Origin of the sequence: Sphingomonas sp. MMS24-J13, from assembly GCF_044905095.1 — a bacterium.
GTDB lineage: Bacteria > Pseudomonadota > Alphaproteobacteria > Sphingomonadales > Sphingomonadaceae > Sphingomonas_I.
This window is the reverse complement of record NZ_CP173258.1, coordinates 2,080,001-2,091,661: the sequence shown is the minus strand read 5'-3', so window position 1 is coordinate 2,091,661 and position 11,661 is coordinate 2,080,001. Positions and strand designations below refer to the sequence as shown.

The following is an 11,661-nucleotide window of genomic DNA, read 5'->3' as shown; positions in this document are numbered from 1 at the left end:
TCAGTAATCAGGAATCCCCGGAATGGCGAACAAGTCGTTGTTGCAGCTGCTGGAACGGACGAACCACACCATCGTGGCGCCCTGCGTCTATGATTGTGCGTCGGCGCGCGCGGTCGAGCTGGTCGGGTTCGAGGCGATGATGCTGTCGGGCGGTGAGGTCTCGATCGCGATGAACGGCGTGATCGACTACGGCTTCTGCAACCTCACCGATATCGAATGGATCACCAGCCGCATCAGCCAGACCTCGGCCATTCCGCTGGCGGCCGATATCGAGGACGGTTTCGGCGGCCCGCTCGCGGTGTATCGCTCGGCCAAGCGCCTCGCCATGGCGGGCGCCAAGGCGCTCCAGCTCGAGGATGCCAGCGACATGGAGGAATCGACCGGGCTGCTGCCGCGCGAGAAATATTATGAGAAGGTCCGCGCCGCTGTCGCCGCATTGGAAGGGACCGACTGCTTCCTGCTCGCGCGCACCAACGCCGATCCCGAGACGCAGATGGACGAAGGCTGCGAGCGCATGGCCATGGCGATCGAACTCGGTGCGAAGATGAGCACCGTCGTCAAGATCAGCACGCTCGATCATGCCAAGTACGTCTCGAGCAAGGTGCCGGGCTGGAAGATGTTCCCCGACGTGCGCGATATCGACGGTAAGCCCGGCGTGACGGTCGAGGATCTGTGGCCGCTCGGCTTCAACTTCCTGACGATGCACTATACGCTCAAGGCGGCGATGGACGGCATGCTCGAGCATGGGCTGCACAATGTGAAGCAGCAGGGCTGCCATTACACCTGCCAGAAGGTCGATGCGACCGGCATCATGGGCATGAGTGCCACGCCCCTGTTCGATCCGCAGTCCTATATGGAGCTGGAAAGCCGCTTCACCGGCGCCGGCAAGGAATATACGATCGTGGGTAATCACGTGGAGGATTTCCCCGTAGGTTTCGTACGCTCCCGGATCGACGATCGACTTTAGGAAGTCCTTCCCTTGGGTTGCTCGGGGAGGATTTCAGTTTCAGGAGCATTTGCTTGAACGACGACGTCGCCCCGTCCGTAGGCTACCGAAATTACGTCCTGTTCGTTCTCTTCCTGGGTTACGTCGTCAACTCGATCGATCGCGGTGTCCTCGGCATATTGATGCCGCCGATCCAGAAGGAGTTCGCGCTCAGCTACACGCAGGTCGGCCTGCTCGGTGGGCTGGCCTTCGCGCTGTTCTACGCCACGCTCGGCATCCCCATCGCCGGGCTGGCCGATCGCACCAGCCGAAAATGGGTGCTCACCATCTGCATCGTCGGCTGGAGCGTGATGACCGGCCTGTGCGGGCTGGCGACCAACTTCGTCCAGTTGCTGATCGGCCGCGTCGGCACCGCGACGGGCGAGGCGGGCGCGAGCCCGGCTTCGCATTCGCTGATCTCGGACTATTTCCCGCCCGACAAGCGGGGCACGGCACTCGCTTTCTATGCGCTCGGCGTTTCGGTCGGCGGAATTGTCGGCCTGCCGCTGGCGGGCTGGAGCAGCGACCATTTCGGCTGGCGAACCACCTTCATGCTGGCCGGCGTGCCGGGGCTGGCGCTCGCCCTGGTGATGGCAACGACGGTGCGTGAGCCGCGGCGCACGCACGTTTCCACCCGGCGCACCGGGCTCGCCGCAGGATCGTTTGGCGCGATACCCGAGCTGATGCGGCGCGCCGCCTTCCGCAACATGGCACTCGGCGTCGCGCTCCATTCGTTCGTCTGGTATGGCGCGAGCACGTTCAACTCGCTCTTCCTGACGAAGACGCATCACCTCACGACCAGCGCAGTAGGGAGCTGGCTTGCCTTTCTCTCAATTGCCGGCGCGGCCGGTACGTTCGCCGGCGGCATGCTCGCCGATCGGCTGTCGGCGCGGTTCCATGATCGGCGTTTCTACATGTGGGCGCCCGGCGCCGCTGCGGTGGTCGGTATCCCGTTCCAGATCTTCGGCTATCTCGCCCCAACCGTGCCGCTGGCGATGACCGGCTTCGCCTTCAGCGCCTTCTTTGCGTCCTTCTTCTTCGGCCCGTCCTTTGCCATGGGACAGGCCCTTGCCAGCCCCAGCCGCCGCGCGCTCGCTGCCTCGGTCCTGCTCTTCATCCAGACGATGATCGGCCTCGGTATCGGCCCGCTTGTCACCGGAATGATCAGCGATGCGCTGCTGCCCCGGCTTGGCCCCGAAGCCCTGCGCACTGCTATGGCGACCGTCGCGTTGGTCAACGTCTGGGCCGGCTTGCATTACTGGTTGGCGGGGCGGACCGTGCGCCGCGATATCGCAGCGGCGGAGTTGAGTGTCTGACTAGAAGTCGTCAGGCATGGGCGTGGCGGGGAGCGCGTCGCCAAACTCCGGAAATAGCTGCTCCACCTCGGCCTGCAGATCATCCGATCCCGGCAGCAGGCCGTAATGATCGAGCATCCTGCGGATCAGCTGCAATCGATATGGGCCTATGCCGTTGATTGTCGCCAGGCCCGGCAGGTCAGGGTCTGCGACGCGATCGGCCAGATCGCCAAGCGTCAGATAACCCAGTGCCTTCAGCAATTTTCGCAGCCCGGGCGGAAGCACCGACTGGCCGACCGGCAGGTCGCGATCGGTCGCGTCCGGCCGGCGCGTACGCAACCGCGTGCTGGCCGCTTTCTGGCGTTTCAAAGTGCGACGGATGTGGCTGAGCTGATTGGACGTCAGGCCGAGCCGGCGGCCGATCTCACGATAGGGGTAGCCGGACGCGCGCAGATCGCGCGCCTGTTCCAGGTTCAGCATGGCCTGTTCGGGCAAGCTCAGCATGATTGTTCGAGCATCATCGGGCAGCTCGCCGATACTGCGTATACGCGGCGGGCGACAGGCCCGAAAGATCGGAGTGGCGGGCGCGGCATACCGAACGACGCGATGCCCAAAATGCGACGCTTTCAAGCGATCGTGGCGAGGCGCTTCAGTGCGGAGATTGCCTCGGCCACCTGCGCGTCGACCGGCGCATCGCCATCGACGAAGATCGCATTCTCGTCGTCGCCCGGCAGTTCGAGCGAGGCCAGCTGGCTGTCGAGCAGGGAGGCTGGCATGAAATGGCCTTCCCGATGCTTCATTCGCGCGCGCAGTGCCTCCGGGGTCAGCACCTGCATCAGGAAGGCGACCGCACCGACCCGATCGCGAATGAGATCCCGATAGCTGCGCTTGAGCGCCGAGCAAGTCGCGATCACGCCCTCATCCTTAAGAGCCGCCATCGCATTGGCGACATTGGTGAGGAAGGGTATCCGATCGTCATCGGTTAGCGGAATGCCCGCCGCCATCTTCGCGATATTCTCGGGCGGATGCTGATCGTCGGCCTCGACATAGTGCCAGCCCAGACGCTCTGCCAGCGCCAGCCCCAGGGTCGTCTTGCCGCTGCCGCTGACGCCCATCACCACTACAGCCCGGATCACGATGCGGTTTCGCGTCCGAAATCGAACAACCGGACATATTCGGCGCTATCGGCCGCGCCGAGGCCGCCCGCCACCAGCATACGATGCAGATCGGCGATCAGCGAGGTGACGGGAAGCGCGAGGCGCTTGCCCTGCGCCGCGACCTGCACCGTTTCCAGATCCTTCAGCATGTTGTCGATGCGCCCGGTCGGCGAGAAATCGCGCCGGGCCATCTTCGCCATATATTCCTGCATGATGCGCGAATCCGCACGGCCCCCCGCCAGTGCCCCGGGCACGAGCGACGCATCGACGCCATGCGCCTCGGCGAAGCGCACCGCCTCGGCCACCGCCATAAAGGTGTTGGCGCAGAGGATCTGGTTGATCAGCTTGACCGTCTGCCCCGCGCCTGACGCGCCCATGTGGTTGAAATTGGTCGACAACAGCGACAGCAGCGGCTGCGCGCGCGCGACATCGCCCTTGGCGCCGCCCAGCATCAGGGTCAGCGTCCCGTTGGCCGCCGCTGGCGCGCCGCCCGAAAGCGGCGCATCGACCCAGCCCATGCCGGTTTCGGTCGCGAGGCGGGCCGCCATTTCGGCGGTCTTGGCGGCGTCGATGCTCGACATGTCGACCAGCAATTTGTCTGGGCCAGCTGCGGCGGCAACGCCGTCGGGGCCGAACACGGCCTTCTCGACGATCGCCGCACTGTTCAAACTGGTGATGACATAATCGGCCGCCGCGGCCGCCTCCTTGGCGGAGCCGGCGGCCACGGCCCCCTTTGCGGCCAGAGCGTCGGTCTTTCCCGGCGTCGCGTCATAGACGCTGACGGAGGCACCGGTATCGATCAGGCGACCGGCGATCGCCGATCCCATCACGCCCACGCCGATAACGGCAACCTTGATCACGTCATCTCCTTGACCGACGCCCGCTCGACCACCGTCAACCCGACATCGTCGATCGTCGGGGTGTCGGCTGCAGCATCGCCTTTGAGCAGTTTCAGCATGAGCTCGCCCGCGCGCTGGCCGAGCGCGCGGAAATCGACATGGATCGTCGTCAGCGGCGGGTTGATCTCGCGACCGATCTCGAAATCGCCGAAGCCCATGACCGAAAGCCGATCGGGTACCGCGATGCCTCGCCGCTGGCATTCCATCACGATGCCGACCGCCGACAGATCCGAGACGCCGAACACCGCTTCGATGTCCGGCGCCCTGTCGAGCAGCAAGGCGATCGCCTTGGCACCATGATCGTAGCTGACCGGCGCGCTGCCATGGCGGAGCACCAGATCGGTCGCGAGCCCGGAGAAGCGCAATTCGTCCTCGAAGCCGCGCATGCGTTCTTCGCCGCGATGGTCCATCACCTCCCCTTCGGGCGAGGCGGCGACCGCACCGATGCGCTTGAACCCCTTCTGGATCAGGTGGCGCGCAGCAGTGCGGCCGACCTGATAGTTGGAGAAGCCGACGACATGGTCGATCGGGTGCGGTGGCAGATCGGCGATCTCGATCACCGGAATGTCGGCCGCCATCAGCATCCGCGACGAGGCGCGTTTGTGCAACGTGCCGGTCAGCACGATCGCCTCGGGGCGCCGCGCGAGCAGGTTGCGCAGCTGGCGCTCTTCCTCGGCCAGATCATAATCGGTATAAGCGATCAGCAGGTGATAATCGCGCTCGCGCAGCACCTTGGTCAGGCCGTGCGCCACCGCCGAGAAGTTGGCGTTGGTCAACGTCGGCAGCATCAGGGCGATGAAGCCGGTGCGCCGGCTCGACAGGCTGCCCGCCGCCCGATCGGGCACATAGCCCAGGTCAGCAATCGCCTTGTTCACCCGCTCGCGCGTGGCGGGCAGCACCAGCTCGGGATCGCTGACGACACGCGAGACGGTCATGCGCGATACGCCCGCCAGTCGCGAAACATCGCGGATGGTCGGTTGTGACGATCCGCGCTTGCCCGGTTTCTCGTCCTTGTCCTTCGTCTGTCCCGGCCGGATCATAGGCTACCTCTCGCATTGGTCCGCACTGTATAGGCGGATCAAGCGCTTGGCTCCACGGCATTGCCTTCGCTGAGCAGATGATAGAATCGCCCCTCGAACATCTCCATCAATTCCATCGTGACCGCGCGCGCCTGCGCACGGACCGGGGAGGCGAGCGCCTCTTCGACTGCGGCGTGCGACGGATAATCGATCTGCTGGATCATCAGGATCGGGGTCGTGTCGTCATCGGTACTCTCAATGCGATGGAGCCGGACGTTGCTGGCATGGGGGAACTGGCGCCAGAGCGGGGCGAGGCGTTCGCGGATTTCGGAAAAGAAGCGCTCCTCGCAGCCGTCCTTGAGCCGGCCCTCGAAGACGGCAGTGCGTGTGATCATGCCAATTCCTCGTTGACGGCGATGTGCAGCTTGACGACCCGCGAACGATCGCCCGCGCGTTCGAACGCGGCCTGCGCATCGGCCAGTCTGTAAGTGCCCGACAGAATCGGAGTGACGTCGATCCCTCCCGAGACGATCAACTCGACCGCCAGCCCGAATTCGTCATTGGCGCGGAAGGCACCAACGAATTCGATCTCGCGCGATTGCAGCCCATTGACGGGGATCGGCGCGGTGCCCGGCGGCAGCATGCCGACCTGGACGATCCTTCCGCCGCGGCGGACGATCTTGAACAGCGAGGCCAGCGCCGATTGCGCGCCCGACGCCTCGAACGCGACATCGAAATAGCCGCCATCGGCCTCGAATTCGATCAGTCCCTCGGGATCGGCGGCGACGTTGACGGTGCGTGTGGCGCCCATCGTGTCGTGCGCCACCTTGAGCGCGGCATCCTCGACATCGGTGCAGACCACCTCGATCGCACCGGCAAGACGCGCCGAGCGTGCGGTCAACAACCCGATCGGCCCCGATCCGGTGACGATCACGCGCTTGCCCATCAATGGACCGGCGCGGTTGACCGCATGGAGGCCGACCGAAAGCGGCTCGGCGACCGAAAGCTTCAAAAGATCGGTGTCATCGGGAACCGGGATGATCTGGTCGCTGCGCAACACGAGGCGCTGGGCAAATCCCCCTTGCACATGCGGGAAGCGTCCTGCGCTGCCGAGGAAGAGCATGTTCGAGCACAGATTGGCGCGGCCTTCCCGACAGGCACGGCACACCCGGCACGGCCGGCTGGGATCGAGCGCGGCCTTCATACCCGGCTTCAAACCCGTTACTGCCGAGCCCAGTTCGACCACCACGCCCGAGATTTCATGGCCCAGCGCCATCGGCTCGCGCACGGCGAAATCGCCCACCGCGCCACGATGGTAGTAGTGCATGTCCGATCCGCAGATGCCGCCATAGGCCACCGCAACCCGCACCTCATCGGACGCCAGTGCGCGGTCGACGACCTCCTCGATTCGCAGGTCTTTCTTCCCGTGACAAACGGCAGCAAGCATCATGATCTCCCATGGGACCGATACCATTTGTTTTTGGGTCAGGCAAATAAGCGTTTTGACAGATTACGGACGATTGCCTTGGTACCGCTCCCTAGTTCCGTTGGCTGGCCCGATCAGCGCAAGGATGGCAGTTCGCTAAGAGGCATTGTGATGAGCCGTCGATCCGCGCGCGCAGTGATATAGAGCCGGTCACCGACCGCCAACGCGCCACATGCATAGCTGACGGTGGCATTGCCGGCACGCGCGATGAGCTTGGTCACCGTGCCGCGCTCGGGACCAACCCGCGCGACCACCCAATTCTGCGCGCAAACCGGCCCGGTGCAAGCCGCGATACTTGCGACGGTCGTCGCCTGCCCGGCAACGAAGAGCGTCCCGTCCGCCGCCAGCTTGAGATTGTCGGGCATGAAATCGAGTGCGATCGTGCGGCGCCCCAAAGTTTGCCGGTCGATCGCCAGCAAGGCATGACTGCTCCACGCGCTGACATAGAGCGTGCCGGCGTCGCGACTGATCGCGAGCCCGTTCGCGCCTGAAATCGGGCCGACATCCATCCGGCGGAAACCGCGATCGGAATGCCATTCCCAAAGCGAACCGGTCGGCTCACCACGCCCCATCCGTTCCCACGCCGCCATGTCACGTGGATCATAGAAGCTGGTGACGACGATGCCGCCGTCGGGCAAGGGCGCGACGGAATTGGCGAGCGTGCCGATCGGCGTCGGCGCGCAGCCGATCCATGTCAGACGCGGTTTGTCGTCTTGCCGATCGATATCGAATATCTCGATCGCCTGTCGACCGCCATGATTGGCACCATAAAGCCGGCGCCCCCGCAGTCCGATCCCGTCGATCGACAATCGCGACGGATCGAGCGGGGCAGGGCAATCCTTCGCGAGCACGGGATCGGGCCGGATCGCGATCGTCAGTGCTTCGGCCCGCCCGGTGCGCGTGTCGATCCGGTAGAGTCGGCCCGGCACGTCGGTCCGGATGCCGCTCGCGATCAGCCAGGATGTGCCCGGCACGCGCGCCAGATCTTCGCTCCCGACAGGCCCGCAAATATAATGCAGGCCGTCGCTGGACGGGCAGGGCGCTGCGGCGTGTGCCCCTGTAGCCTCGAGCAAAGCGAGCGCGGCGAAAACAATTCGCTTCATCATGCCAACTCTGCCCTCAACGCACGGTAGGGGCGCCGCGCAATCATCATCAAAGTGAACATGATCGGGGCGGGTAGGCCAACGATGATGGCGAGCGAATAGCGCACATCGGCCGGATTGCGGAACAGATGATCGGTCATCAGCCCGATCACCATTGGTCCGATCGTCAAGCCGACCAAAGTCGTCAAAGTGATGTAGAGTGCGCTCACTTGCGCGCGTGCACGGTTGGGGACGATCAGTTGGATAGCGGTCGCGGCGCATGCGAACGGCATGTTGCTGAGGAAGATCGCGGGCGCGAAGAAAGCGAGCGCCAGCGGCGCGCTCGGCATCAACGCGGCCGCGGCCCCGAAGCAGCCGCAGCCGACGAAGCCATAGCCAGCCACTAGCAGGGGCGCATCGACATAACCCTTTCTGGTCAGCCGATCGATCATCCAACCGCTGAAGAAGGCGCCGCCCATGCCGCAGGTCATCAGGATCAGCCCGAAGCCGAGCCCGACCTCTGCCGGATTCCAGCCATAGGAGCGCTGAAACATCGCCGGGGCCCATATGAAGATGGCGTAGACGACCAACGTCACCATCGAAAAGCCGGCCAGCATCGGTACTAACGCCGCCGAGCGGTTGCGCACGATAGCGACGACTTCACCGAACGGCATGGCCTCGGTCCGGACGCCCCGGCGCTTGGGTTCGCGCAGCAGCAGGAACAACGGCACGAGCAGCAGGCCCGGCGCTCCGACGATAATGAAGGCCGCCTGATAGGGCTGCAGTCCGGCAAGCGGGCCATGAGTCAGGACGGACGATGTGGCGAGCCATTGCAGCAAGCTGCCGCCGAGGATGAAAGCGAGGCCTTGACCGAACGGTGCGCTCATCAGGAAGGCGGCGATCGGCCGACCGAGCCGATCGGGCGGAAAATGATCGCTCAGCATCGAGAAGCCGGAAGGCGTCAGCGTCGCCTCGCCGACGCCCACCCCGACCCGCGTCAGGAACAGGATGAAGAAGGTCGGCGCCAGCCCCGATCCCATCGCGAAGCAGCTGAACAGGAACAGCCCGCCCGCAATCATCAGCCGCCGCTGGTAAAGATCCGCCATTCGCCCGAGCGGGATACAGGCGGTGACATAGAACAGCCCGAAGGCGAGGCCTTGCAGCATGCCGAAATGGGTATCGTCCAGCCCGAACGCAGCCTTGAGCGGCTGGACGGTGAGATTGATGACCGTGCGGTCGAACTGCGAAACGATCGATGCGAGCGCCAGCAACGATGCCAGCAACCAGCCGCTCGCCGGGCTCGGCCAAGGCGGAGATGCCGCGTCCGGCGCCGCATCGGATATCCTCTCGGGCATGTTCATCTTTTCTCTATCGACTTCTGGCCACGCGATTGGCGGCAGGCCAGAGTTGCAGATCGGTCCGGTCGTGGCAAACTGCGGCAGGCATGCCTCTCTCCCGGATGTGACCGCTATCATTTGTTTTAACCTTGCGCAATTTTTTACTGCAAGCGGCCCAATCCATATGCTTTCCGTGCAAGCTGGATTTTGAATCCTTTGCGCTCCGATGTTGCAATGTTATCGTTCCCTTATTAGGCGGAGATCACTGTGGAGAGGGGCAAGGCGAACGTGAATCCATTCAGCCTGGAGGGAAAGACCGCGCTCGTCACCGGGGCTGCGCGCGGGATCGGCTATGCGATCGCCGAGGCGCTGGCTGGGGCAGGGGCGCGGATCATCCTCAATGGCCGCTCACCAGCTACCCTCGAAGAAGCCGCATCCGCCTTGCGAGCCGCGGGTGCGACCATCGAGACCAGCGTGTTCGACGTGACCGATGCGGCAGCCGTCCGCGCGGCGATCGCGGCAATCGAATCGGATATCGGCGCGATCGACGTCCTGATCAACAATGCGGGCATCCAGCGCCGCGCGCCGCTTGAACAGTTCGACGACAATGACTGGCGCGAGCTGATGGCGACCAACCTCGACAGCATCTATTATGTCAGCAAGGCGGTGGCGCCGCACATGATCGCGCGGGGACGGGGCAAGATCGTCAATATCGGAAGCGTCCAGTGCGATCTCGCCCGGCCCGGCATCGCGCCCTACACCGCGTCGAAAGGCGCGGTCCGCAACCTCACGCGGGGCATGTGCGCCGATTGGGCGCGCCATAACATTCAGGTCAACGCCATCGCGCCGGGCTATTTCGCGACGCCCATGAACCGTGCTCTGGTCGAGGATCCGGCGTTCGACGATTGGTTGCGCAAGCGCACGCCCGCCGCGCGCTGGGGCAATCTCCAGGATCTGCATGGCATCGCCATCTTCCTGTCCTCGGGCGCATCCGACTTCATCAATGGCCAGACCATCTTCGTCGATGGCGGCATCACCTCCGTCATCTGAGGGCAGGCGCCATGACCACCGATCGCTCGACCGCACTGCAGCTCTGTCCGCTTTCGCCCTATCTCGAAGCCGGGCTGGCCGAGCGGTTCAATGTCGTGCGCTGGTTTGATCTCGCGCCGGGCGCGCAGGCAGACTGGCTGGCGGAGCATGCCGGCGAAGTGCGGGCGGCGGCGACCGGCGGCCATATCGGCTGTCCGAGCGCGCTGATGGAACGACTGCCCGCGCTGCGCATCGTCGCGATCAATGGCGTCGGCTTCGACAAGGTCGATCTCGATCTGGCGCGGGCGCGCGGTGTCCGTGTCACGACCACCCCGGGCACCCTGACCGAGGACGTGGCCGATCTGGCGATCGGGCTGGTGATTGCCCTGCTGCGGGATCTTCCCGCGGCGGCCGCGCACGTCCGCCGCGGCGACTGGCCGGATGCCGAACGCCCGCTCGCACGCAAGGTGAGCGGGCGCCGGTTCGGCATTCTCGGGCTCGGGCATATCGGCCTTGCCGTCGCGCAGCGGCTCGCGGCGTTCGGGCCGGTCGCTTATTACGATCCGCATCGCAAGGACGTGCCATACGACTATTTTCCCGATCTGCTGGCGCTCGCCGGGGCGTCGGACGTGCTGTGCGTGGCCGCGGCCGCCAATCCGGCGACGCGCCATCTGGTGGATGCCGACGTGCTCGCTGCACTCGGGCCTGACGGCTATCTCGTCAATATCTCACGCGGATCGGTGGTCGACGAGGCCGCGCTGACCGAGGCGCTTACTGCCGGCCGGCTGGCTGGCGCGGCGCTCGACGTGTTCGAGAACGAGCCGCACGTGCCCGCCGCCTTGCGGAGCAGCGACCGCACGGTGCTCACCCCGCACATCGCGAGCGCGACCGTCGAAACGCGCCGCGCGATGGCCGATATGGTGCTCGCCAATCTGGACGCGGTCATGGCGGGGCAGGAGCCGCCGGCGGCGGTGGCATAGGGCAATGCATGTGGCGAAAATCGCGATCATCACCGGTGCGGGCAGCGGGATCGGCCGCGCGGTCGCTCTATCGCTGGCGCGGCGCGGCTACCGGCTGGCACTGACCGGGCGGCGCCTCGGAAAGCTCGAAGAAAGCGCTGCCTTGTGCGCGGTCGAAGGCGCCGAGACCTTCTGCATCACGAGCGACGTGAGCATCCGGGAATTGGTCGATACCCTGTTCGCCGAGGTTATCGCCAGGCTCGGCCGGATCGATCTGTTGTTCAACAATGCCGGTATCGGTGCGCCGGCGGTCGCACTCGATGAACTGACCGAGGCGGATTGGCGCCGGGTGATCGATACCAATCTCAACGGCGCTTTCTTCTGCCTTCAGGCCGCGTTCCGCGCGATGAAGA

Annotated in this window: 13 protein-coding genes (1 of these 13 running past the window's edge); 5 read left to right on the top strand and 8 right to left on the bottom strand. The window is 64.9% G+C overall.

Annotated features, from left to right (window positions below; genetic code table 11):
• Window positions 1–22 precede the first annotated feature (22 nt).
• On the top strand, window positions 23–967 hold the full coding sequence (locus tag AB4Z44_RS09815) for an isocitrate lyase/phosphoenolpyruvate mutase family protein (RefSeq protein WP_404713851.1): 945 nt from the start codon (window positions 23–25) through the stop codon (window positions 965–967).
• Window positions 968–1,020: 53 nt separating this feature from the next.
• The gene (locus AB4Z44_RS09810) at window positions 1,021–2,301 is read left to right on the top strand and encodes a spinster family MFS transporter (RefSeq protein WP_404713850.1); all 1,281 of its coding nucleotides are present in this window, start codon (window positions 1,021–1,023) and stop codon (window positions 2,299–2,301) included.
• On the opposite strand, the gene AB4Z44_RS09805 is transcribed toward AB4Z44_RS09810, so the two are convergent.
• The 8 genes from AB4Z44_RS09805 to AB4Z44_RS09770 form a co-directional block, all read right to left on the bottom strand.
• Entirely contained in the window at window positions 2,302–2,784 is a 483-nt protein-coding gene (locus tag AB4Z44_RS09805; protein ID WP_404713849.1) for a hypothetical protein, read from the bottom strand. It abuts the gene before it with no gap.
• Between the two features lie 122 nt (window positions 2,785–2,906).
• Window positions 2,907–3,416 (bottom strand): gluconokinase, encoded by a 510-nt coding sequence (locus tag AB4Z44_RS09800; RefSeq protein WP_404713848.1) that lies wholly within the window; start codon window positions 3,414–3,416, stop codon window positions 2,907–2,909.
• Window positions 3,413–4,297: an NAD(P)-dependent oxidoreductase gene (locus tag AB4Z44_RS09795; protein WP_404713847.1), complete on the bottom strand. Its 885-nt coding sequence runs from the start codon at window positions 4,295–4,297 to the stop codon at window positions 3,413–3,415. Before AB4Z44_RS09795 ends, AB4Z44_RS09800 begins: the two co-directional genes overlap by 4 nt.
• Window positions 4,294–5,376, bottom strand: a complete 1,083-nt coding sequence (locus AB4Z44_RS09790; protein ID WP_404713846.1) for a LacI family DNA-binding transcriptional regulator — start codon at window positions 5,374–5,376, stop codon at window positions 4,294–4,296. Before AB4Z44_RS09790 ends, AB4Z44_RS09795 begins: the two co-directional genes overlap by 4 nt.
• 38 nt (window positions 5,377–5,414) lie before the next feature.
• Window positions 5,415–5,750 carry a hypothetical protein gene (locus AB4Z44_RS09785; RefSeq protein WP_404713845.1) on the bottom strand — a complete coding sequence of 112 codons (336 nt, stop codon included), beginning with the start codon at window positions 5,748–5,750 and terminating at the stop codon, window positions 5,415–5,417.
• Window positions 5,747–6,805, bottom strand: coding sequence for an L-idonate 5-dehydrogenase (locus AB4Z44_RS09780; protein ID WP_404713844.1), 1,059 nt, complete (start codon window positions 6,803–6,805; stop codon window positions 5,747–5,749). Before AB4Z44_RS09780 ends, AB4Z44_RS09785 begins: the two co-directional genes overlap by 4 nt.
• Before the next feature lie 110 nt (window positions 6,806–6,915).
• Entirely contained in the window at window positions 6,916–7,947 is a 1,032-nt protein-coding gene (locus tag AB4Z44_RS09775) for an SMP-30/gluconolactonase/LRE family protein (protein WP_404713843.1), read from the bottom strand.
• Window positions 7,944–9,278: an MFS transporter gene (locus tag AB4Z44_RS09770; RefSeq protein ID WP_404713842.1), complete on the bottom strand. Its 1,335-nt coding sequence runs from the start codon at window positions 9,276–9,278 to the stop codon at window positions 7,944–7,946. The genes AB4Z44_RS09775 and AB4Z44_RS09770 overlap by 4 nt, the downstream gene beginning before the upstream one ends.
• Before the next feature lie 270 nt (window positions 9,279–9,548).
• Between AB4Z44_RS09770 and AB4Z44_RS09765 the strand changes: the two genes are divergently transcribed.
• The 3 genes in view from AB4Z44_RS09765 to AB4Z44_RS09755 are tightly spaced (at most 11 nt apart) and all read left to right on the top strand, a layout consistent with a single transcriptional unit that may run on beyond the window.
• Window positions 9,549–10,310 carry a glucose 1-dehydrogenase gene (locus AB4Z44_RS09765; protein WP_404713841.1) on the top strand — a complete coding sequence of 254 codons (762 nt, stop codon included), beginning with the start codon at window positions 9,549–9,551 and terminating at the stop codon, window positions 10,308–10,310.
• Window positions 10,311–10,321: 11 nt separating this feature from the next.
• Window positions 10,322–11,269: a 2-hydroxyacid dehydrogenase gene (locus AB4Z44_RS09760; protein ID WP_404713840.1), complete on the top strand. Its 948-nt coding sequence runs from the start codon at window positions 10,322–10,324 to the stop codon at window positions 11,267–11,269.
• Window positions 11,270–11,279: 10 nt separating this feature from the next.
• Window positions 11,280–11,661 carry the 5' portion of an SDR family oxidoreductase gene (locus AB4Z44_RS09755; protein WP_404713839.1) on the top strand. 368 nt of this gene lie beyond the right edge of the window, so the window shows 382 of its 750 coding nt (coding positions 1–382); its start codon is at window positions 11,280–11,282; its stop codon lies beyond the right edge, outside the window.

Coding starts and splice junctions, on each gene's coding strand:
- AB4Z44_RS09815 (WP_404713851.1), top strand. CDS start 23: ATGGCGAACAAGTCGTTGTTGCAGCTGCTGGAACGGACGAACCACACC.
- AB4Z44_RS09805 (WP_404713849.1), bottom strand. CDS start 2,784: ATGCTGAGCTTGCCCGAACAGGCCATGCTGAACCTGGAACAGGCGCGC.
- AB4Z44_RS09790 (WP_404713846.1), bottom strand. CDS start 5,376: ATGATCCGGCCGGGACAGACGAAGGACAAGGACGAGAAACCGGGCAAG.
- AB4Z44_RS09785 (WP_404713845.1), bottom strand. CDS start 5,750: ATGATCACACGCACTGCCGTCTTCGAGGGCCGGCTCAAGGACGGCTGC.
- AB4Z44_RS09780 (WP_404713844.1), bottom strand. CDS start 6,805: ATGATGCTTGCTGCCGTTTGTCACGGGAAGAAAGACCTGCGAATCGAG.
- AB4Z44_RS09775 (WP_404713843.1), bottom strand. CDS start 7,947: ATGATGAAGCGAATTGTTTTCGCCGCGCTCGCTTTGCTCGAGGCTACA.
- AB4Z44_RS09770 (WP_404713842.1), bottom strand. CDS start 9,278: ATGCCCGAGAGGATATCCGATGCGGCGCCGGACGCGGCATCTCCGCCT.
- AB4Z44_RS09760 (WP_404713840.1), top strand. CDS start 10,322: ATGACCACCGATCGCTCGACCGCACTGCAGCTCTGTCCGCTTTCGCCC.